The 21,126-nt window shown below is 64.5% G+C and carries 20 protein-coding genes; 10 read left to right on the top strand and 10 right to left on the bottom strand.

Translation table 11 applies throughout. From position 1 onward, the window contains the following. Nucleotides 1–16: 16 nt before the first annotated feature. The 5 genes from NO357_RS01140 (at nucleotide 17) to NO357_RS01120 (ending at nucleotide 7,840) form a co-directional block, all read left to right on the top strand. Nucleotides 17–829: a helix-turn-helix transcriptional regulator gene (locus tag NO357_RS01140; protein ID WP_306733768.1), complete on the top strand. Its 813-nt coding sequence runs from the start codon at nucleotides 17–19 to the stop codon at nucleotides 827–829. A 250-nt stretch (nucleotides 830–1,079) separates the two neighbouring features. Then, a complete protein-coding gene (locus NO357_RS01135; RefSeq protein ID WP_306733767.1) occupies nucleotides 1,080–2,762 on the top strand; it encodes an ABC transporter substrate-binding protein in 1,683 nt (560 codons plus the stop codon). Nucleotides 2,763–2,881: 119 nt separating this feature from the next. Next, nucleotides 2,882–3,967, top strand: coding sequence for an ABC transporter permease (locus NO357_RS01130; protein ID WP_306733766.1), 1,086 nt, complete (start codon nucleotides 2,882–2,884; stop codon nucleotides 3,965–3,967). A gap of 13 nt (nucleotides 3,968–3,980) precedes the next feature. Further along, on the top strand, nucleotides 3,981–5,678 hold the full coding sequence (locus tag NO357_RS01125) for an ABC transporter permease (protein WP_306733765.1): 1,698 nt from the start codon (nucleotides 3,981–3,983) through the stop codon (nucleotides 5,676–5,678). A gap of 62 nt (nucleotides 5,679–5,740) precedes the next feature. After that, complete coding sequence (locus NO357_RS01120) at nucleotides 5,741–7,840, top strand: dipeptide ABC transporter ATP-binding protein (RefSeq protein ID WP_306733764.1); 2,100 nt, start codon at nucleotides 5,741–5,743, stop codon at nucleotides 7,838–7,840. A gap of 55 nt (nucleotides 7,841–7,895) precedes the next feature. Here the strand turns inward: NO357_RS01120 and NO357_RS01115 are convergent, their stop codons facing one another. Then, nucleotides 7,896–8,666, bottom strand: coding sequence for a hypothetical protein (locus NO357_RS01115; RefSeq protein WP_306733763.1), 771 nt, complete (start codon nucleotides 8,664–8,666; stop codon nucleotides 7,896–7,898). 179 nt (nucleotides 8,667–8,845) lie between these two features. Here NO357_RS01115 and NO357_RS01110 point away from each other — a divergent pair, with 179 nt between their 5' ends. Further along, complete coding sequence (locus NO357_RS01110) at nucleotides 8,846–9,388, top strand: VOC family protein (protein ID WP_306734753.1); 543 nt, start codon at nucleotides 8,846–8,848, stop codon at nucleotides 9,386–9,388. A 51-nt stretch (nucleotides 9,389–9,439) separates the two neighbouring features. Here the strand turns inward: NO357_RS01110 and NO357_RS01105 are convergent, their stop codons facing one another. Next, a complete protein-coding gene (locus NO357_RS01105) occupies nucleotides 9,440–10,027 on the bottom strand; it encodes a lytic transglycosylase domain-containing protein (RefSeq protein ID WP_306733762.1) in 588 nt (195 codons plus the stop codon). Nucleotides 10,028–10,239: 212 nt separating this feature from the next. Here NO357_RS01105 and ssb point away from each other — a divergent pair, with 212 nt between their 5' ends. Next, complete coding sequence (gene ssb / locus NO357_RS01100) at nucleotides 10,240–10,719, top strand: single-stranded DNA-binding protein (protein ID WP_306733761.1); 480 nt, start codon at nucleotides 10,240–10,242, stop codon at nucleotides 10,717–10,719. A gap of 62 nt (nucleotides 10,720–10,781) precedes the next feature. Here the strand turns inward: ssb and NO357_RS01095 are convergent, their stop codons facing one another. Then, a complete protein-coding gene (locus NO357_RS01095) occupies nucleotides 10,782–10,916 on the bottom strand; it encodes a hypothetical protein (protein WP_306733760.1) in 135 nt (44 codons plus the stop codon). A gap of 46 nt (nucleotides 10,917–10,962) precedes the next feature. Between NO357_RS01095 and NO357_RS01090 the strand changes: the two genes are divergently transcribed. Next, on the top strand, nucleotides 10,963–11,943 hold the full coding sequence (locus tag NO357_RS01090; protein ID WP_306733759.1) for a GNAT family N-acetyltransferase: 981 nt from the start codon (nucleotides 10,963–10,965) through the stop codon (nucleotides 11,941–11,943). Here the strand turns inward: NO357_RS01090 and NO357_RS01085 are convergent. Next, complete coding sequence (locus NO357_RS01085; protein ID WP_306734752.1) at nucleotides 11,888–13,030, bottom strand: deoxyguanosinetriphosphate triphosphohydrolase; 1,143 nt, start codon at nucleotides 13,028–13,030, stop codon at nucleotides 11,888–11,890. The genes NO357_RS01090 and NO357_RS01085 overlap by 56 nt on opposite strands. A gap of 105 nt (nucleotides 13,031–13,135) precedes the next feature. On the opposite strand from NO357_RS01085, the gene NO357_RS01080 reads away from it, so the two are divergent. Continuing rightward, nucleotides 13,136–13,459 carry a HesB/IscA family protein gene (locus NO357_RS01080; protein WP_306733758.1) on the top strand — a complete coding sequence of 108 codons (324 nt, stop codon included), beginning with the start codon at nucleotides 13,136–13,138 and terminating at the stop codon, nucleotides 13,457–13,459. Nucleotides 13,460–13,464: 5 nt separating this feature from the next. Here NO357_RS01080 and NO357_RS01075 read toward each other — a convergent pair whose 3' ends face one another. The 3 genes from NO357_RS01075 to NO357_RS01065 form a co-directional block, all read right to left on the bottom strand. Next, entirely contained in the window at nucleotides 13,465–14,352 is an 888-nt protein-coding gene (locus tag NO357_RS01075; protein WP_306733757.1) for a DMT family transporter, read from the bottom strand. After that, nucleotides 14,349–15,446 (bottom strand): DUF6902 family protein, encoded by a 1,098-nt coding sequence (locus NO357_RS01070; RefSeq protein WP_306733756.1) that lies wholly within the window; start codon nucleotides 15,444–15,446, stop codon nucleotides 14,349–14,351. The genes NO357_RS01075 and NO357_RS01070 overlap by 4 nt, the downstream gene beginning before the upstream one ends. 75 nt (nucleotides 15,447–15,521) lie before the next feature. Beyond that, complete coding sequence (locus tag NO357_RS01065; protein ID WP_306733755.1) at nucleotides 15,522–16,046, bottom strand: DUF6749 domain-containing protein; 525 nt, start codon at nucleotides 16,044–16,046, stop codon at nucleotides 15,522–15,524. A gap of 344 nt (nucleotides 16,047–16,390) precedes the next feature. On the opposite strand from NO357_RS01065, the gene xth reads away from it, so the two are divergent. After that, complete coding sequence (gene xth / locus NO357_RS01060; RefSeq protein ID WP_306733754.1) at nucleotides 16,391–17,170, top strand: exodeoxyribonuclease III; 780 nt, start codon at nucleotides 16,391–16,393, stop codon at nucleotides 17,168–17,170. 107 nt (nucleotides 17,171–17,277) lie between these two features. On the opposite strand, the gene pgi is transcribed toward xth, so the two are convergent. The 3 genes from pgi to zwf are packed head-to-tail and all read right to left on the bottom strand — an operon-like array spanning nucleotide 17,278 to nucleotide 21,035. Further along, a complete protein-coding gene (gene pgi / locus NO357_RS01055; RefSeq protein ID WP_376744353.1) occupies nucleotides 17,278–18,885 on the bottom strand; it encodes a glucose-6-phosphate isomerase in 1,608 nt (535 codons plus the stop codon). Between the two features lie 27 nt (nucleotides 18,886–18,912). Beyond that, nucleotides 18,913–19,584, bottom strand: a complete 672-nt coding sequence (pgl, locus tag NO357_RS01050; protein WP_306733752.1) for a 6-phosphogluconolactonase — start codon at nucleotides 19,582–19,584, stop codon at nucleotides 18,913–18,915. Then, nucleotides 19,581–21,035: a glucose-6-phosphate dehydrogenase gene (gene zwf / locus NO357_RS01045; protein WP_306733751.1), complete on the bottom strand. Its 1,455-nt coding sequence runs from the start codon at nucleotides 21,033–21,035 to the stop codon at nucleotides 19,581–19,583. The genes pgl and zwf overlap by 4 nt, the downstream gene beginning before the upstream one ends. Nucleotides 21,036–21,126 lie beyond the last annotated feature (91 nt).

The following is a 21,126-nucleotide window of genomic DNA, read 5'->3' as shown; positions in this document are numbered from 1 at the left end:
CGCAACATATCGCCCGATGCCACCCTCCTGCCCAGAGCTCCACCCCCTGGCCCAGATTGCTGGCGGCGATGGCTGGCGGCTGTCGCTGCCGCACAGCACGGACTCGGCCCGGCTGATCTTTGTGTCGCGTGGGCACGGCACGGCACTGCTTGACGGGCTGGCCCAGACAGTGACGCCCAATACCGCGCTTTTCGTGCCCGCGGGCACGCTATTTGCCCTGGATGCCAAGCTGCGACAGTCCGGGCTGGCGCTGATTGTCCCGTCGCAGGATGCTCCCGACATGCAACTGCCGGAGGCCGCGCTGTGCCTGCGGGTGCCGTCACGACAGGCCCAGGCCGAGTTCAGCGCCCTGACCACGGCGATGAGCCAGGAACAGCAGGTTCAGCGCGATTTCCACGCCGCCGCGGCGCGGGCCCATGCCACCCTGATCGCGATCTGGCTGCGCCGGCAGACACTCGCTGCGGCGCAGTCTTCCGGGCTGCGTGCCGATCAGCGCCTGGCGCAGACCTTTGCCCGCAACCTTTCGGGGTGCATCAATGCCTCCGACACGGTCGCCGCCCACGCGGCGCGGCTCGGAGTGACGCCCACCCACCTGGCCCGCGCCTGCAAGCGCGCCGCGGGCCTTGGCGCCGGCGCGCTGCTGACCGGCCTCGCGCTGCACGCGGCGCGGCAGCTCCTGGCTGACAGCCCGCACCCGGTTGGCCGGATCGCGACGCATCTGGGATTTCGCAGCGCGGCCTATTTCACCCGCTTTATACAGAATCACACCGGACGCACACCGACGCAATTGCGCGCCGAGTCCGCCGCGCGACGGCGCCAGGCCAGCTAACGGCTTCGCCTGCAATTTTTTTCCGGGGTTGCACGGAAAACCGGCTCGTCGCGGCGAATACAGGCCGAATGTCGCATTTTGGCAGGCCGCATGTCGCTTTTTTGACTTGAAATGCCGAAACCCCCCGTTGACGCACCGGGGGCAAACATGCGGGAATGTGGCTGGCAATCGGGGGGAGTGCCACGCGAGCGGGGATGCCTCGCAATTTCTCCCGACCCGATACGAACAAACGTGTCACAGGGAGAACATGATGACCAAAACATCCACCGGGCAACCGATCCACAAGGCGGCATACATGTATGCCGAGGAGGTCAAGGCCGGCCAACTGAGCCGCCGCGAGTTCCTGACCCGCACCACCGCGCTCGGGGTGAGCGCGACGGCAGCCTATGGCCTTCTCGGGCTTGAGACACCGGTCAGGGCCGCGTCGCACGGCGCACCGAAGCGCGGCGGCACTGCGCGCATGCAGATGGAAGTGCGCGCCTACAAGGATCCGCGCACGTTCGACTGGACGCAGATCGCTGCGCTTTCCGCTGGCACGCTGGAATATCTCGTCGAATACAACAGCGACGGCTCGTTCCGCGGCATGTTGGTCGAAAGCTGGGAGGTCAACGACGACGCCACCGAGTACACTCTTAACGTGCGCAAGGGCGTGAAGTGGAACAACGGTGACGACTTCACCGCCGAGGACGTCGCCCGCAACATCGAAGGCTGGTGCGACAAGTCGGTCGAGGGCAACTCGATGGCCGGCCGTATGGCGTCATTGATCGACGCCGATTCCGGGAAGGCCGCCGACGGCGCAATCACCGTGGTCGACAGCCACACCGTCAAGCTGAAATGCTCGAGCCCGGACATCACGATTATTCCGGGCATGGCGGACTATCCCGCGGCGATCATCCATTCCAGCTTCGATGCGGCGGCAGACCTTGGCTCGCTGATCGGCACCGGCCCGATGAAGGTGGACACCCTGGAAGTGGGCGTTAAGGCCGTGCTGGTCAAGTCGGGCCACCCGTGGTGGGGCGACGAGGCCTTCGAGGAAGGCGGCTTCTACCTCGACCGGATCGAGTATATCGACTACGGCACCGACCCGGCCGCCTGGGTGGCTGCCGCCGAGGCCGAAGAGGTTGATATGTTCTGGGAGACCGTGGGCGACTATGTCGACATCATGGACGGGCTCGGCTGGAACAAGTCGGAGATCGCCACCGGGTCAACCATCGTTGTCCGGCCCAACCAACTGGCCGAAGACGAGAACGGCAACAAGATCTATGGCGACAAGCGCGCCCGCCAAGCCCTGGCCATGGCCGTCGACAACGCCATCTGCCTCGAGCTCGGCAACGCCGGCAACGGCATCCCGGCCGACAACCACCACGCCGCACCGGTGCACCCCGAGACCGACCCCAATGTCGGCCGCATGCCGCATGACCCGGCCAAGGCCAAGGAGCTTTGGGACGCTGCCGGCATGACCGATGTCGAGATCGAACTGCACTCGATCGACGACGACTGGCGCAAAAACACCACCGATGCGGTGGCCGCGCAGCTGCGCGACGCCGGCATCAAGGTCAAGCGCACCATCCTGCCGGGCAGCACGTTCTGGAACGACTGGACGAAATACGCGTTCAGCTCGACCAACTGGAACCACCGCCCGCTGGCCACCCAGGTCTGGGGTCTGGCGTATCGCTCGGGTGAGGCATGGAACGAGTTCGGCTATGCCAACCCGGAATTCGACACGTTGCTGGCCGAGGCCAACGCGATCGCCGATGCCGAAAAGCGCCGTGAGATCGCGGGCAAGCTGCAGGCGATCCTGGTCGAGGACGGGGTGACGATCCAGCCTTACTGGCGCTCGCTCTATCGCCACTTCAACGACAACGTGGGCGGCTGCGACATGCACATCGCCTACCTGCCGCAGATCTACAAGTGGTTCTCCACCCAGGTCTGAGGCCGTAACACGGGGCGCATCCGCAAGGGTGCGCCCCCACCGGATCAACGCGCCGTCAAGAGCGCGTCTCCAGAAACAGGCCTGTCAAACGGGTCGTCTGCCACCAACGGGGGCAACCAATGGGACTGTTCATTCTACGCCGGGTCGGGGTGATGATTCTGACGGCCTTGTGCCTGACCTTCGTCGTGTTTTTCATGACGAACCTCTACCCGAACCTCGAGAAACTCGCCAAGACACAGGGCAACTTCCGCATGACAGACGAGGCCGTCGCCTCGTGGCTGGAAAAGGGCGGTTACCTGCAGTCGACGCCGAAAAAATACGCCGAATGGCTCGGCGTCGTGCCGTCCTACCGGTACACCGACGCCAACGGCAAGGTGACCGGGCGCTGCATCGACCCCGGCGTCGCCCCCGAGGACGCACCGAACTATTGCGGCATCCTGCAGGGCTATTGGGGCTGGTCGACCGTGTTCAAGGACGAGGTCGCCTCGATCATCGGCACGCGATTGGGGCTGACCGGCAAGCTGATGCTGTTCGTGATGCTGCTGATGGTCCCTACGGCGTTGATCGTCGGCGTGCTGGCCGGGATGCGCGAGGGTTCGCGCACCGACCGCACGCTGTCATCGGTTTCGATCATAACCACGGCGACACCGGAATACGTCTCGGGCGTGATCTTCATCGCCCTGCTGGCGTCGACCCGCTACGGCTTGTCGCCGATGCTGGCGGAATGGGGCCTGATCGAGGGCAAGACCCTGTTCAAGGGCACGGCGACGGCGGCAATGGAGAACGCCGACTTCAACAACTTCTTCCTGCCGGTGCTGACGATCTCGCTCTACGGCATGGGCTATATCGCGCGGATGACGCGGGCCTCGATGGCCGAGGTGATGACCGCGCAATACATCCGCACTGCCCGTCTCAAGGGCGTGAGCTTCCGCAACATCGTGATGAAGCACGCGCTCAGGAACGCGTTGATCGCCCCCTTCACCGTGATCATGCTGCAGATCCCCTGGCTTCTGAACGGGGTGGTGATCGTCGAGACCCTGTTCAACTACAAGGGCTTCGGCTGGACGCTGGTGCAGGCCGCAAGCAACAACGACATCGAGCTCCTCCTGGGCGTCTCGGTGGTCTCGGTCGTGGTGGTTCTGATCACGCAGCTGATTTCGGATATCGGCTATGTGTTCCTGAACCCGCGCATCCGGATTTCGTAAGGGGAACGAGAGCATGGAACAACTCACCTGGTTCGGCGCCTACGGCGCGAGCTTCGCCCCCCTGCTGATGGTCTTCATCACCTTGGCGGTCGTCGCGGGACTGTGCGCAGCGCTTCTGGCCTTCACCGGTTCATCGGCGCATGCGAGCTTTTCGCTGGTCAACGGCATCGCGGTTCTGCTGCTGCTGTTCGTTGGCTTCTTGTATGTCTATTCCGGACTCACCGGCAGCGAAGACGGCGGCATGTCGCTGTCCACCCTCGGCAGGATCCTTCTGGTGATCGCGCTTCTGGGGATCTTCGCGGCGATGCTCAGCTATTTCATGGGCACATTCTTCGACGACCCGGCTGCGTTCATGGGCGTGCTGTTCAAATGGTCGGTTTATATCGTCGGCGCCCTTGTCCTGCTGTGGCTGGCGGTGACGCTGATCTGGCAGGGCTCGGGCTACGACGCCTGGCTGGCCGGGCTCGACGAAGGCGCGATGCCACCGGCAGAGGAAATGGCGCATCAGAAATGGGTCAGCGCGATCGAGACCCGGGGCATCCTGGCGTCGATCGTGGTGCGGTTCTGGCCGGTCTGGACGGCGTTGGTGGTGCTTTACGCGCTGTCGATCCACTACAAGCGCAAGCTGGGACTTTACGGCAAGCTGTTCGACAGCACCATCGGCATGATCGGGTTTGGCCTGGTGATGTTCTGGGTGTTCACCGCGGTCTTCGTCGGGCTGTTCGACCTGATCGCCACGCACGCGCCGCTCGACCAGGTGTCGGGGATGAAGAACAAGCTGCCGGGCACGCCGCTGCGCGGCGCAGAAATGGCGGAATACCCGTTCTACCTGCTGGGTGGCGACAACCTGGCGCGCGACGTCTTCAGCCGGATGGTCGAAGGCAGCGTGATCGTGATCCGCATCGCGCCGCTAGCGACGCTGTTTGCCTTCATGGTCGGCATCACGCTGGGCCTGCCCGCCGGGTATTACGGCGGCAAGCTCGACACGTTCCTGAGCTTTTTGGCCAACCTGATCCTCGCCTTCCCGGTGATCCTGCTGTTCTATCTGCTGGTGACGCCCGAGATCGTGGCGACGGGGCTGCCGCAATACATGGCGGCGGTGCTGTTCATCTTCCCGCTGATCTTCTGCGCGGTGCTGATCAACTCGCGGTTCCGCATCCAACCACAGAAGAACTATGTCTGGCTCGCCGCGGTGCTGATCCCGCTGTTCCTGTTCTATGCCTCGGCGATCAATGATTCCGGCGCCAATTCGCAGATCCGCTTCTGGCCGATCGATTTCTTCGACATCCCCGGCGGCATCCTTGTGGTCTTCGTCTCGGTGGTGTTCGTCAACTCGCCCACGGTGTTCCGGATCGTGCGCGGGCTGACGCTGGATATCCAGACCCGCGACTATGTCGCCGCGGCGCAGACCCGCGGCGAGGGCCCGTGGTATATCATGCTGTGGGAGATCCTGCCCAATGCGCGCGGGCCGCTGATCGTCGATTTCTGCCTGCGCATCGGTTACACCACCATCCTTCTGGGAACCTTGGGTTTCTTCGGCCTCGGGCTGCCGCCGGAAAGCCCCGACTGGGGGTCGACCATCAACGAGGGCCGCAAACTGCTGTCGGTCTATCCCCACCCTGCCCTGCCACCGGCCTTTGCGCTTCTGACCCTGGTGCTGGGTCTGAACCTGCTGGCCGATGGCTTGCGCGAAGAAAGTCTGAAGGACTGACGGTGCTGTCGGGCCGCGCCCTTGGGGGCGCGGCCCGGGCCCCGAACAGGGAGTAAGAACACATGTCGAAGATACATGACAACTTCGAACACATCCTGGAAATCGACAAGCTGTCGATTTCCTTCTTCACCCGGCTGCGCGAGATCCCGGCGGTGATGGATTTCTCGGTCAAGGTGGCGCCGGGCGAGGCCGTGGGCCTGGTGGGCGAAAGCGGTTGCGGCAAGTCGACCGTGGCTCTGGGGGTGATGCGTGACCTCGGCAAGAACGGCCGCATCGTCGGCGGCTCGATCAAGTTCAAGGGCCGCGACATGGAGCGGATGAGCGAGGAAGAGCTACGCGACATCCGCGGCAACGAGATCGCGATGATCTATCAGGAGCCGATGGCCAGCCTCAACCCCGCCATGCGGATCGGCAAGCAGCTGATGGAAGTGCCGATGATCCACGAGGGGCTGAGCGAGCACGAGGCCTATCAGCGGGCGCTGGAGGTGGTGACGGATGTGAAGCTGCCCGATCCTGAGCGGATGCTGAAGAGCTTTCCGCACCAGCTTTCCGGCGGGCAACAGCAACGTATCGTCATCGCCATGGCGCTGATGAGCAAGCCAAGCTTGCTGATCCTCGACGAGCCGACCACCGCGCTTGACGTGACCGTCGAGGCGGCGGTGGTGGAACTGGTCAAGGACCTGGGCAAGAAATACGGCACCTCGATGCTGTTCATCAGCCACAACCTCGGGCTGGTGCTGGAAACCTGCGACCGGATCTGCGTGATGTATTCCGGCGAGGCGGTGGAACGCGGCGATATCGAAACCGTGTTCAACAAGATGCAGCATCCCTATACCCAGGCGCTGTTCCGCTCGATCCCGCTTCCGGGCGCCGACAAGAACGCGCGGCCGCTGGTCGCCATTCCCGGCAACTTCCCGCTGCCGCACGAACGCCCTCCCGGCTGCAACTTCGGGCCACGCTGCGACTATTTCGAGGCCGGACGTTGCGACCATGGCATCATCCCGATGGATGATGTCGACGGTGACGGGCAGCATGAATCACGCTGCGTGAAATTCCGCGAGATCGACTGGAACGCACCGATCACCAAGGCCGATACCAAGCAAAAAGGCGAGATCGGCAGGGTTGTCCTCAAAATGGACAAGCTGAAGAAATATTATGAAGTCGCGGCCAATGCCCTGTTCGGCGGCGGCGAAACCCGGGTGGTCAAGGCCAACGAAACACTTTCGTTCGAGGCGCGCGAATCCGAAACACTGGCCATCGTGGGCGAATCGGGCTGCGGCAAGTCGACCTTCGCCAAGGTGCTGATGGGGCTGGAGACTGCGACCGACGGGATCATCGAGCTGGACGGCAAGCCGATCCAGGATATTCCCATCAACCACCGCGATACCCAGACCGTGGCCGATGTTCAGATGGTGTTCCAGAACCCGTTCGACACGCTGAACCCGTCGATGAGCGTCGGCCGGCAGATCATTCGGGCACTGGAGATTTTCAACATCGGAGACGGCGATGCCGACCGGCGCGATCGGATGTTGAAGCTGCTCGACCTGGTAAAACTGCCCCGCGCCTTTGCCGACCGCATGCCGCGGCAGCTCTCGGGCGGGCAGAAACAGCGCGTCGGCATCGCCCGGGCCTTCGCCGGCGGGGCGCGGATCGTGGTGGCGGACGAGCCGGTTTCGGCGCTCGACGTGTCGGTGCAGGCCGCTGTGACCGATCTGCTGATGGAGATCCAGCGCGAAGAGAAGACGACGTTGCTGTTCATTTCCCACGATCTGTCGATCGTGCGTTATCTCTCGGACCGGGTGATGGTGATGTATCTCGGCCATGTCGTCGAGCTGGGCTCGACCGATGACGTGTTCGCGCCGCCCTATCACCCCTATACCGAGGCACTGCTCTCGGCCGTGCCGATTGCCGACACCCACGTCGAAAAAGAGCATATCGTGCTCGAGGGCGACATTCCTTCGGCGATGAACCCGCCGCCGGGCTGCCCGTTCCAGACCCGCTGCCGCTGGAAAGACAAGGTTGCGGGAGGGCTCTGCGACAAGGAAGTGCCGCCCGTGCGCCAGTTGTCAGACAGCCACCAGATCAAGTGTCATCTGTCCGACGAGGAGTTGGCCAAGATGACGCCGGTGATCAAGTTGGCGACGGCGACGGCGGCGGAATAACCCGCCGCCCGCCTTGCCGGCAGAGACGGCCCGGCAGGGCCGAGATCCGGGAGCCTTAACCGCCTTCGGTGAACTGGGCGATCGCCCAAACCCCGACGAGAGCGATGGCTCCGCACATGAGATAAATGTCTCGGCGATCCGATTTCTCCGCGGTAGTCCCGTCGGTCACTGTGCCGAACTGGTGGTCGCTTCCGGCCCGGGCGCGTTGTTGCATCATCCCGATAACGGCACCGACCTCCCCGGCCGTTTCGCTTGGCGATCCGTTCGACGGCAGCGTCGGGGGCGATCCGATCTCTGGCTCGTCGGCCACCGGCCGCCCCGGCAGCGGCCGAAAAAAGGCCGCGGGAATGCGATAGCGGGCATGGTGATCGGGGTCGAACCCCTTACCGGTTGCCGCGGCGAGCCCGCCCTCCCAGTCCAACTGGTAACGCCGCGCCTCGTCCTCGGACAGACCCAGTTCACCCTCGGGATAGTACCCCCGCTCGAACCGGTCGATGACCACTTCAGCGGCGGCCAGCAACCGGGGATCGTCCGAGGTGTCGGCAATCGCGCCGGCATGGTTCGCGGCATAGGACGCGGGCCGATAGAGTTTCCAGAACAGCCGAATCGCGTTGGCCCGGTCGAGTTTGCGGTCGACCAGCCAGAGGAGATAGTCCTCGTCGCCTGCAGCGCCCGCGCCGTCGGATGCAAGGATGCAGTTCGCGATCGCGTCCTGTCCCTGACCCTCGAGCCAGCGGGCCTGGATCGCCACCGGTTCGTCAGGATAAGCACTCAGAAATGCTTCGCTGATGCGCCGCTGCGCCCAGGCGCATTCGATCTCGTTCATGGCCAGGTCCCCTTGGTCGTGGCGTCTTGTATCGCGTGCTAGCACGCAACTCTGGCGAGAATATGACGCCGTTCAGCGTCAATTCACCATCAGCGGCAATTTCCCTTGATGGTTACAAATGCAACCACTATCCGTGCGCCGGACAGTCAGGACAAGGAGCGCCCGAGATGAAGCCCGAACTGAAGATCGAACAGATTCACCACGTCGCCTATCGGTGCAAGGACGCCAAGGAAACGGTCGAGTGGTACAAAAAGATGCTCAACATGGATTACACGTTGGCCTTCGCCGAAAACTTCGTGCCGTCCACGCATGAGCCGGACCCCTACATGCATATCTTCCTCGATGCCGGCAACGGCAACGTGCTGGCGTTCTTCGAGCTGCCGACCAAGCCCGCGATGGGCCGCGACGAAAACACGCCAGTCTGGGTGCAGCACCTGGCGCTGAAGGTGAAGGATCGCGACACGCTGGTCGCCTATAAGGAGCATCTCGAGGCCAACGGTGTCGAGGTCCTCGGCGTGACCGACCACTCGGTCTTCCACTCGATCTATTTCTTCGACCCCAATGGTCACCGGATCGAACTGGCCTATGACGACCCGGAAGCCGCGGCGATGGCGGCCAAGGCGGCCGAGGTCAAGGAAGAGATGCTCGAGGAATGGTCGCGCACCAAGCGGGCGCCACGCCAGGCGGCCTGGCTGCACGAAAAGGAACTGACCGATACCTGAAACGACAAAGGCCGGGACTCTCCCCGGCCTTGTTCGTCAGCGGGGGCCCGTTCAGCTGCCCCAGATCACCTTCACGTAGTTGCGGGTCTCTTTGTAGGGCGGCACGCCGCCATATTTCTCCACCGCCTTCGGCCCGGCATTGTAGGCCGCCAGTGCCAGCCGCCAGGAGCCGAACTTGCGATACTGCTGCTTCAGGTAACGGGCGCCACCATCGAGGTTTTCATACGGGTCATGCGGGTTGACCCCCAGCGTGCGCGCCGTGCCCGGCATCAGCTGCGCCAGCCCGATCGCGCCCTTGTGCGATTTCGCCGTCGCCCGCCAGCCCGACTCCTGGTGCACCAGCCGCAGGAACAGGTCGGACGGTACGCCGTGGCGCGCCGCCGCGGCCTTGGCCATGCTCAGGTAGGGCCCGCGATACTTGCCATTGTAGCTCTTGGAATTGCCCCATTTGGTGGGCGTGTCGACGCTGGGCGGCTGCAGCCGCACGGATGCCTTGTACTGGCTCGACGCGCGGCTATCCAATACCTTGGTCTGGGATTTGAAGAGTTTCGACCGCTGCTTGGTCGAGAAGATGTCAGCCTTTGCCCCCAAAGGCACAGACATGGCCAGGACCGCCGACAGGAAAATCACACCACGCATGATCACATCGCCCCCAAAATGCGTTTGTCCGGGTTATACATAATTTCACTGATTTTGCCAGACCGCGTCGTCGCGGCGGCGTAATTTCGCCCCGGGCAGGCCTTTGCCGGCACGGGAGCGGAACGATTCATCTCAAACTTTAAGCTTTCCTTCACGCTTTTGCAGTGGTGTAACCGGAGTAACGACTGGAGAGGATTCTTGAGGAGAACGCGATGGCCGGCTCGGTGAACAAGGTAATTCTGATTGGCAATCTCGGCCGGGATCCGGAGGTGCGCACCTTCCAGAACGGCGGCAAGGTCTGCAACCTGCGGATTGCCACGTCCGAGCAATGGAAAGACCGCAACACCGGCGAGCGGCGCGAAAAAACCGAGTGGCACACGGTGGCGATCTTTTCCGAGCCGCTGGTGCGGATTGCCGAGCAATATCTGCGCAAGGGCTCGAAAGTTTATATCGAAGGCCAGCTCGAAACCCGCAAATGGCAGGACCAGTCGGGCCAGGATCGTTACTCGACCGAGGTGGTGCTGCGGCCCTATCGCGGTGAACTGACGCTGCTCGACTCGCGCGGCGGCGGCGGTGGCGGCGGCGACTATGACGGCGGATCCTCGGGTGGCGATGTCGGCGGCGGCTATGACAGCGGCTCGACGGGCGGCAGCGCCCCGAGCCGCGACTACGACGACGAAATCCCGTTCTGATCCCGCGACTGGAAACTGCCCGCGATGGAAAAGGCCACCCCGCGCGGGTGGCCTTGTCTGTTTCAGAACAACCCACCGAACACCATCGCCGCGACAACCGGCAGCGACAGCAGACCGGCGAGCAGGGCCGGCACCCAGAGCGTTGGGCGGGCGGCGGCCAGGCGGTGGCCGTAGACGGCGGCAGGCTGACGTTTCATGGCAGGAGTTAACCGTGATTTAGGTTATGTCCGGGTTAATGGGGGCATGAGTTTTCACTCCCCGATCCTCGGCGGCCGTCGTCTGACCCCGCCCGGCCTGGCGCAATCGCGGCTGTACCGCGAGGTGCTGCAGGCCCTGGGGCGCAACTGCCACATGGTTCAGCTGGGTGATAGCGGTCGGGCAACGCTGATCCTGCGCCGCGCCGGGCCGCTGGGAGTGCTGGCTCTCATGCCGGGGGGACCACGCTGGCGACAGAACGCCTCGATCACCGAGCGGCGCGAGGCGCTGTACGACCTGCCTCGTTTGCTGCGCCGGCAAGGCATCGGCGCGCTGATCACGAATTGCGCGACGCCGCTGGAAGAGAAGATCCTGCGCACCGAAGGCCACCTGCCGCTGATAACCGGCGGATATGAGGCGCAGCTCGACCTCACCGCGACGGAGGCGCAGCGCCGGGCGCGGATCAAGGGCAAGTGGCGCAACCGGCTGGTCCGGGCCGAGGCGGCGGGGGTGCGGGTCACGCGCGCCCGCTTTTCGGCCCGCCGCCACGGTTGGCTTCTGCAGGCGGAGGCGGCGCAGCGGCGTGCGCGCGGTTATCGCGGGCTGCCGCTCACCTTCACCGCCACGGCGGCACAGATTGCCCCGGATCAGGCGCAGCTGTTCATTGCCCATGCCGGCGGCGAGCGGTTGGGGGCGATGCTGTTCCTGGTTCACGAGGGCGCGGCGAGCTATCACATCGGCCATCTCACGTCGGCGGGTCGGGCACGGGCCGCCCATAACCTGATCCTGTGGCAGGCGGCGACCTGGTTGGCCGGGCAAGGCGTGGCGCGGATCGACCTCGGCCCGATCGAGACCGAGCGCGGTGCCGGGCTGGCCCGGTTCAAGCTCGGCTGCGGCGCCGCGCCGGTGTTGCGCGGAGCAAGCTGCCTTTACACCCGCGCCACCGCGCCGCTGGGCCGGGTCGTCGCCGGACTCAGCCGCATAGCCGCTCGTGCGCCTGCAGCGCGAAACGATCCGTCATGCCGCTGATGTAGTCGGCCACGATCCGCGCCAGCGCCACCTCGTCGGCCGCCGCGGCGACGTCCTCGCGCCAACGCCGTGGCAGAAGATCGGGGCGCGAGAGATAAAGCGGAAACAGATCGCGCACCACCTGCGTGACCTTGGTGCGCATTTCGACCACGCTGGGAGCGCGGTACATGCGCTCGAACAGGAAGGAACGGATCTGTTTGAGATCGGCCCAGAGCCCCGGCGAAAACCGCACCACCATGCGCCCTGCCCCACGAATATCCTCGACCCTTTGCGGCGCCAGCGCGGTGATCTCGGCGCGGCTGACAGTGATCACGTCCTCGACCAATACGCCGAAGAACCGCCGCAGCGCCTCGTGCCGACGACGATAGCTTTCCAGCCCCGGGTATCTGCGGTCGACCTCGGCGAAACAGTCCGCAAGGATCGGCAATTCCGAGATTTCGGCGACGGTGAACAGACTGGCGCGCAGCCCGTCATGCAGGTCGTGATTGTTGTAGGCGATGTCGTCTGAAAGCGCTGCCACCTGAGCCTCGGCCCCGGCATGAGTGTAGAGTTCCAGATCGTGCCGGGCGTTGTACTCGGCCAGCGCATAGGGAAGATCGCCGGTCACCGGACCGTTGTGCTTGGCAATGGCCTCGAGTGTCTCCCAGGTCAGGTTCAACCCGTCCCATTCGGCATAGTGACGCTCCAGCGAGGTGACGATGCGGATCGCCTGAGCATTGTGGTCGAAGCCGCCGAAAGGCGCCATCAATTCGTTCAGGGCGTCTTCGCCGGTATGGCCGAACGGGGTATGGCCCAGGTCGTGCGCCAACGCCACCGCCTCGGTCAACTCGGAATTGAGCCCCAGTGAGCCGGCGATCGTGCGCGCCACCTGCGCCACCTCGATGGAATGGGTCAGACGGGTGCGAAAATAGTCGCCCTCGTGCTCGATGAAGACCTGAGTTTTGTGTTTCAGGCGCCGAAACGCCGAGGAATGAATGATGCGGTCACGATCCCGCTGGAAACAGGAGCGAAAGGCGCTTTCCGGTTCGGGATAGAGCCGTCCCCGGCTGTGCTCCGGCGCGGTCGCATAAGGCGCGGTCTGGCCCATCACGTGATCTGCCTGTCTTGTCCGGGCGTCTGACCTTTCATATATTGCATTCCGCAGGTGAGGGAAACCGTCTGCCGATGATCACGTGCCCGTGGAGGAGCCCAAATGCAGATACCGCCAAATGTGACCGACCGCGCCTTTGCCCGCCTTTCCGAGATCGGCGCCGGCGCCGAAGGCAAAGCGCTGCGTGTCGCCGTCGAGGGTGGCGGCTGCTCCGGGTTTCAATACAACATCGACCTCGACGAGCCGAAAGCGGACGATCTCGTGCTTGAAGGTCAGGGCGAGAAGGTGGTGGTCGATGCGGTCTCCCTGCCTTTCCTGGCCGGGGCAAAGATCGACTTTACCGAGGAATTGATCGGAGCACGGTTCGTGATCGACAACCCCAACGCCACCTCGTCCTGCGGCTGCGGCACCTCGTTCTCGATCTGAGCCCGTCAGGCGCGCACCAGGCGCGCCTCGAGGGCACGGCGCAGGTGATCCTCGTAGGCCAGAAACAGCCCTGACAGAACCACGATGCCGGCCCCGAGAAAGGTGAGCGGACCCGGCCATTCCCCGAAGACCAACGCGCCGATCAACACCATCCACACGAATTGCAGCTTCATCAGCGAAGTGACGGCGTGCGCGGCCAGCCCGCGGAGCGCCAGCACCAGCAACCAGCGCGCGACAAACAGCGTGACACCATAGCCGACGGCCAGAGCCAGATCAGCAAGTGGCATCGGGCGCCAGACAAAGGGCAGCGCCGCCGCCATCACCAAAAGAAGCGCAAGATTCGGGTAGAAGACCTGCGCCAGGCCGTTCGACTCGTGGCAACCGATATAGCGGGAAAGCACGATCGACAGCGTGCCGAACAGCGCCGCCAGCAACGCTATCGCGTGGCCCGGACCCATCCCGGCGAAGCCCTGCGGAAACAGGCAGAGCACTCCGACGAAGCCGGTGCAAAGTGCGCCCCAGGCGACGGGGCTTGCGTATTCGCCCAGGATCGGCCCCGCCAGCAGCGCCGCGAAAAGCGGCATCACCCCGATGAAAAGAAACACCTCGGCGAACGCTAAATGGCGGAAGGCGAGGAAAAAGCAGATCGTTGCCAGCACGGTAGCTGCGGCACGCAGCGCCATCGCCCGCCGGCAGACCGTGCGCAGACGTTCGCGCCCGGGCTTGAACCGGGCCACAGCGAGGCAAAGCGCCACCACCACCACGCCCGAGACCGCATACATCTGCGGCGCGGCATAACCGGCGGCCAGAAATTTGGTGATCGCGTCGGCGAGCGCGATGAAACCGGTGTAGGCCACCACCAGCCCCGCCCCGCCGCTGACGAGCCCCTTCATGCCCGCGCCTCCTGCCGGGATGGCGGCAGACCGGCCCCAAGCCCGGTGCGGGCGAAGCCAGAAAAGAACCGCTCGAAATCCTGGCTTGCGGCCTCGGCCAGCGACAGGATCCGATGGCCGGCCTCCGACAACCTTTCGGCCACCACGCCACGCATCCGGGCCCAGTCGCCGGTGCGGTTTTCGAGGTGGAACATGCATTCCGATATTTCGCGCAGCGGACCGAAACCGGTCTCCGGGCGAAAAAAGGCCATCCGGCCCTCTTCGAACCGCCCGGTGAACGCGGTGCCGCCGGCGGCCGCCATCAACCAGTTGCAGACGAAATACTCGTGATAATCGTCGCCGACCGGCAGGTGCTCGCCACGCTCGACAGCAAAACCCCTTAAATGAGCCGCCAGCCAGTCCTCCCAGATTTGCGGTGGGGTGAGACCGGCATAGCGCATGGCGATGCAGATTTCCGCCAGCAGGTCGGCATTCTGATCGAGAAAGGCCAGCGTGCCGGCGAAATCGAGGCTTTGCCGGGTATCCGCATCGATCCGCGGGTCACGGCGGCCGTATTCCGACAGATAGAAGACGGTGTGGGTCAGCTCGTAAGCCGCCTTCTTGTTGGGCAGCGCAAAAGTGGCCGGACGGGCGATGAAACCGCGCAGCCGGTCGTCGAGCCCGTCATCATGTGCCAGCGGGTCCACGCCCCGGCGCAGCATCAGGCGACGGGCCTCGCCACGCTGGAGATCCGACAGTTCGGCCTCGACCAGGCCTTCCCCGGCGACCCAGTCGACCAGAACTTCGCCCTTTTTACCACCGAACCCCAGGTCTTCGAGATCGAGGCAGATTGACAGCAGAAAGCGGTAGTATTGTGGGAAGAACCCGAGACGTTGTTCCACCCGGACATAGACTTTCTCGTGTACGGCCAGCGCCGCCGCGGCGGGCCGGGTCCCGGTGCACTCAAGAATATTCAGAAGCTCGGCGTTTTCCTTGAGCCAGAAAACGTCATCGCCCAGCCGCCGATGCTGCGCAAAACTGCGCAGCAGGGCGGCGTGGCGCTGGGCCTCGCGGTCGGAACGAGACGGGACATTCAGGTGCACGACGTTCGACATGGGAACAGGTCCTTTCTGCTTGATCGGGCACCCCCGGGCGCCCCGTCTCTGGGGAAGCCTCCTTAGCCTGAAAGATCAGGCGCCCGACGAGAACATCTCGGTGGCGTCGCCGTTCACTGCCTCGCTTTCGGCGCGGGGCGCGGCCCCCGACGAAAACGCCTCCACCGCGTCACCGGACCGGGCGTCGCTGGCGGTCGGCGCGGCGCCCGACGAAAACGCTTCCACCGCGTCACCGGACCGGATGTCGCTGGCGGTCGGCGCGGCACCGGACGAAAACGCTTCCACCGCGTCACCGGACCGGATGTCGCTGGCGGTCGGCGCGGCGCCCGACGAAAACGCTTCTACCGCGTCGCCGGACCGGATGTCGCTGGCGGTCGGCGCGGCACCGGACGAAAAGAGACCCGTCGCCTCACCCTCGAACGTGCCGCTTATCGCAGGGGCAGCGCCTGAGGAAAACATCTCGGTGGCGTCTCCTCCGATCAGGCTGGTTTCCATACGGGGTGCGGCACCCGAAGAAAACATCGCGACACCATCGCCATCGAGAAGGCTGGTGGTCGAAGGCTGGAAGGTTTCCTGGGCGATTTTGCGAAGTGCAGACATTGAGTTCTCTCCTCTTGGTTGGCTGTGACTTCACGCTTACACGTTTAACGGGTTTTGCAAATAGCGTTATTCAACCTTTGCGTGTTTTTCAGTTTCCACTTCTCCCTTCTCTGATCTACACCGCTGTTTTCTCACGATTTTCGTGTCCCAGTTCCGCCGGCCTGCCGGACGCAAACCTGTGGATAACGTCGCGCTCGGCCCCGGCGGCAGACACCTTCCGGCCCCGAAAAGGTCCGAATCGCCCTACCCGAATCCGGTTAGGCAAGGTCGGCAGGCAACGGTGCGAATCCCGTTCCGCCGCGCTGCGAAACCGGCTACAAGCAGTTCAGGAGGACCGAGGCGGCATGAAGATTGCGACATTCAACATCAATGGTATCAAGGCACGGATCTCTGCGCTGAGCGACTGGCTGGCCGACGCCGAACCGGACGTGGTGCTGCTGCAGGAGATCAAGTCGGTCGACGAGAACTTTCCCCGCTCTCACTTCGAAGACATGGGCTATTCCGTCGAAACCCATGGCCAGAAAAGTTTCAACGGCGTGGCGATCCTGTCGAAACTGCCACTCGAGGATGTCACGCGCGGCCTGCCCGGCGATGACAAGGACGAGCAGGCGCGCTGGATCGAGGCGACGGTCGTCGGTGACGTCGCGGTGCGGCTCTGCGGGCTCTACCTGCCGAACGGCAACCCGGCCCCGGGACCGAAATTCGACTACAAGCTCGCGTGGATGGCGCGGATGCGGGACCACGCGCAAGCGCTGCTTGCCACCGAAGAGCCGGTGCTGATGGCAGGTGACTACAACGTCATTCCACAGGACGAGGACGCCGCCCGGCCGGAAGCCTGGGCCGAGGATGCACTTGCCCGGCCCGAATCTCGCGCCGCCTTTCGCCGCATCCTGAACCTCGGTTTCACCGAGGCCTTTCGGGCGGTTAACCAAGCGCCGGAAAACTACAGCTTCTGGGATTACCAGGCCGGCGCCTGGAACCGCAATGACGGCATCCGCATCGACCATCTGCTGCTGAGCCCGCAATGCGCCGACCTGCTGATCGATTGCCGGATCGACAAAGACGTGCGCGGTCGCGAAAAGCCCTCGGATCACGTGCCGGTCTGGGTGGAACTGGCGGCCTGAAGACCAGGTTTACGCGTCCCGGAACTGGTCCGGTGCCCGATCGCAGGCGGCAGAGAGGTTGCGGGACGATCCGTGGGCGCGGTGGACGCGTCTTCTCGTTCCCTCCCTTATTCCTGATCCCGGAGCCAGGCGGCCAGCGCCAGAGTCGAGCCATCCTTGTCCGCGCCGGCGTCCTCACCCGCCAACACCGGACCGAGCGCGGTGGCCAGTTCCTTGCCCAGCTCAACGCCCCACTGGTCGAATGAATTGATTCCCAGAATGGTGCCCTCGACGAAGACGCGGTGCTCGTAGAGCGCCAAAATCTTGCCCAGCGTGCGTGGTGTGAGCTTGTCATAGAGCAGCGTCACCGAGGGGCGATTGCCCTCAAACACCCGCTGCGCCGCCTGGCAGTTCAGAGCCTCGCCGTCATAGCCGAGCTTTTCGGCGATGGCGCGGGCAGTTGCAAAGCTGCGCCCGCGCATCAGCGCTTCGGACTGCGCCAGACAATTGGCCTGAAGCAGGCGGTGGTGATGTGCCAGATGCGGCTCGTGGCCTTCGCGCGCCAGCATGAACTCGCAGAGCACGACCTGGGTCCCCTGGTGCAGAAGCTGAAAAAAGGCGTGCTGGCCGTTGGTGCCGGGCTCGCCCCAGACCACCGGGCCTGACGGCCGGGTCAACGGTGTGCCGTCGCGGGTAACGCGCTTGCCGTTCGACTCCATCTCGAGCTGCTGCAGATACGCCGGCAGTCGGCCCAGCCGATGTTCGTAGGGCAGCACCGCGCGGGTCGGATACCCCAGCCCCTGGTGGTGCCAGAGCCCCACAAGCGCCAGCAGCACGGGCAGGTTCTCGGCCAGCGGAGCGCTGCGGAAATGGGCGTCCAGCTCGGCCGCGCCGGCCCGGAAGGCATCGAACTCCTCGGGCCCGATGGCAAGCATCAGGCTGAGCCCGATCGGCCCCCAGACCGAATAGCGTCCGCCGACATAGTCGCCGAAGCCGAAGACGCGGCTGGCCGGAATACCGAATTCCGCCGCCCGGTCAGGGCGCGACGAGATCGCCACGAACTGCGCCGCCGGGTCGGTGACCGCTTTCGCCATCCAGTCGCGCAGCGTGGCGGCATTGGTCATGGTTTCGATCGTGGTGAAACTTTTCGAGGCGACGATCACCAGCGTGGTTGCGGGATCGAGCCCCGCCATCACGTCAGCCACATCGGCGCCATCGACGTTCGAGACGAAATGGCAGCGCGGCCCGTCGGCATAGGGGGCCAGCGCCCGGGCAGCCATCACCGGGCCCAGGTCCGACCCGCCGATGCCGATGTTGACGACATCGCGGATCGGCCCGCCCTGCCCGGTGAAACCGCTCCCCCGGACCGCCGCGGCAAACTCGATCATCCTGGCATGGGTTTCGCGGATCGTGGCGGTCACATCCTCGCCATCCAGCGTGAGGGGACGCGAGGGATCGCGCAGCGCCGTGTGCAGCACGGCGCGCTGTTCCGAGCTGTTGATCTTCTCGCCGGCAAACATCGCGTCGCGCCGGCCGGCCACATCCGCGGCCTCGGCCAGCGCTAGCAGCGCCGACCGGGCGGCATCGTCGAGCGCGGTCTTTGAATAGTCCAACAGCAGGCCGCAGACCTGGTGCGAGAAGCTGGCGGCACGGTCTGGCGCGGCGAAGAGATCGGCGATCCGGCGCTTCGAGGCTCGCGCCGCCTCGGCCTCCACCGCCGCCCATGCCTTTGCCAGCCTCATGCGGTTCTGCCCCTCATGCTGTCACGGCGCCCAATGCACGGTACAATCCTCGAGGATCGCCGCGACCGGGGCGTCCTCGGGTGACATATGCGCGGCCTTTTCCAGAGCGTTGCGCTTGGGGTTGCCGGTGATCATTAGGTGTTTCGACAGCGCACCGTTCAGAACGCGTGCCGTCAGGCTCACCCGCGCCTCCGAGAGACCCGGGGCCTGCATCGGCACCAGGATCGGCGCCTCCGCCGCCAGCCCTGTGGCAAGGTTGTCGCCCCCGGGAAACAACGAGGCGACATGCATGTCGGTGCCCATGCCGATCAGGGCGACGGTAATCGGCAGGCAGGGCACCAGCCCCGCTTCGATGTCGGCAAGCACGTCGTCGGGGCGCTCGGCCGGAGCATAGAGCGGATGGAACCGGGCCGCCGCGGCCCGGTCGGTCAGGAGGCGCTCCTTGACCTGGCGCGCGTTCGAGCGCACATGCACTTCGGGCAGCCAGCGTTCATCGGTCAGCATCACATCGACCCGATCCCAGTCGAGATCGGCACCGCTGAGGTCGTCGAACATGGCCCCCGGCGTCTCGCCCCCAGGCACCGCCAGCGTGGCGCGGCCGCCGCTCATCAGCGCATCCTCCAACTCGCCTGCGATCAGTTGTGCCACATCCAGAGCCATCAAGTCGGCATCGGCATAGTCAATGATGTTCATTTTCGGATCTCCCGCCAGCGTCTGCCGTCCTTATGCATCAATGCCAGCGCTTCGACAGGCCCTGAAGAGCCGGAATCGTACGGCAGCGGCGCTTCGCCGCGCTCTTCCCAGCCGGCGATGATGGGATCGGTCCAGGCCCAGGCCGCCTCGACCTCGTCGCCGCGCATGAACAGCGTCTGGTTGCCGCGCACCACGTCCATGATCAGCCGCTCATAGGCATCGGCCACCATGCCCGATTCCGGCCCGAGCGCCTCGGCGAAGGACATATCAAGCGGCACGTCGATCAGTCGCATGCCGCCCGGCCCCGGTTCCTTGATGGTCACGCCCAGTTCGATGCCTTCATTGGGCTGCAGCACGATGGTCAGGATGTTGCGGTGGCGCCCGGCCTCGGCCCCGAAGATCGAATGCGGCGCGTCCTTGAACACCACGGCGATTTCCGAAGTCCGCGCTTTGAGACGCTTGCCCGTGCGCAGATAGAATGGCGTACCGGCCCACCGCCAGTTCGAGACATGCGCCCTGAGCGCGACAAAGCTTTCGGTGGTCGAGGTCGGATCGCCAACATGCTCGAGGTAACCGGGTTTGTCGTCATCCGGCAGATACTGGCCGCGCACGATGTCCTGGGGTTTGACCGGATCGAGCGCGCGGATCACCTTGAGCTTCTCGTCACGCACCGCGCTCGGTTCAAACTTCGCCGGCGGTTCCATAGCGATCAGGCACAGGAGCTGCATCATGTGGTTCTGAACCATGTCCCGCAGGGCGCCGGCGCGATCGTAATACTCCTCGCGCCCGGCGACGCCGACGGTTTCGGCGACGGTGAACTGGATGTGATCAACATATTGCGAGTTCCACAACGGCTCGAACAGCATGTTGCCGAACCGGATCGCCATCAGGTTCTGTACCGTCTCCTTGCCGAGATAATGATCGATCCGGTAGATCTGGTCCTCGCGAAAGTGCTGCGCCAGCGTGGCGTTGAGCGCCTGCGCGGTCGCGAGATCACGACCGAAGGGTTTTTCCACGACGATCCGTGCCTTGCCCGCGGCCATACCGTGCCGGTGCAGTCGCAGGGCGAGGTCTCCGAACAGCGACGGCCCCACCGAAAAATAGAAGGCCCGCACCCGGTCCGGGTCGATCCTCGCCGCAAGCGCGTCCCAACCGGTGTCGCCGCGGGCATCGAGGGTGACATAATCCACGGTTTCCAAAAAGGCCTCGGTCGTCGCCGGGTCGTTGCGCCCGTCGGTGACAAACTCGGCGATCGCACTGCGGACGACCTCGTGAAAGGCAGCGCGATCTAGATCCGAGCGGGCGGCGCCGATGACACGCGATCCGCCCTCCATCTGACCGGCGCAGAACCGCCGGAACAGCGCCGGCAAAATCTTGCGACGCGCCAAGTCGCCGGTGGCTCCGAATATCACCAGATCGAACGGGTCAACGGGGATGACGCGTGATACCATCTCTGCCTCTTGTGTTGCCGGACGGCTGGGCGCCCCGCACCTCAGCGCACTCTAGCACGCTCGTATGCGTTCACAATGGTGTGCTTGGAAA

The organism is Marimonas arenosa (assembly GCF_030848945.1).
Lineage (GTDB): Bacteria > Pseudomonadota > Alphaproteobacteria > Rhodobacterales > Rhodobacteraceae > Marimonas > Marimonas arenosa.
This window is presented reverse-complemented; position numbering and strand designations above follow the sequence as displayed.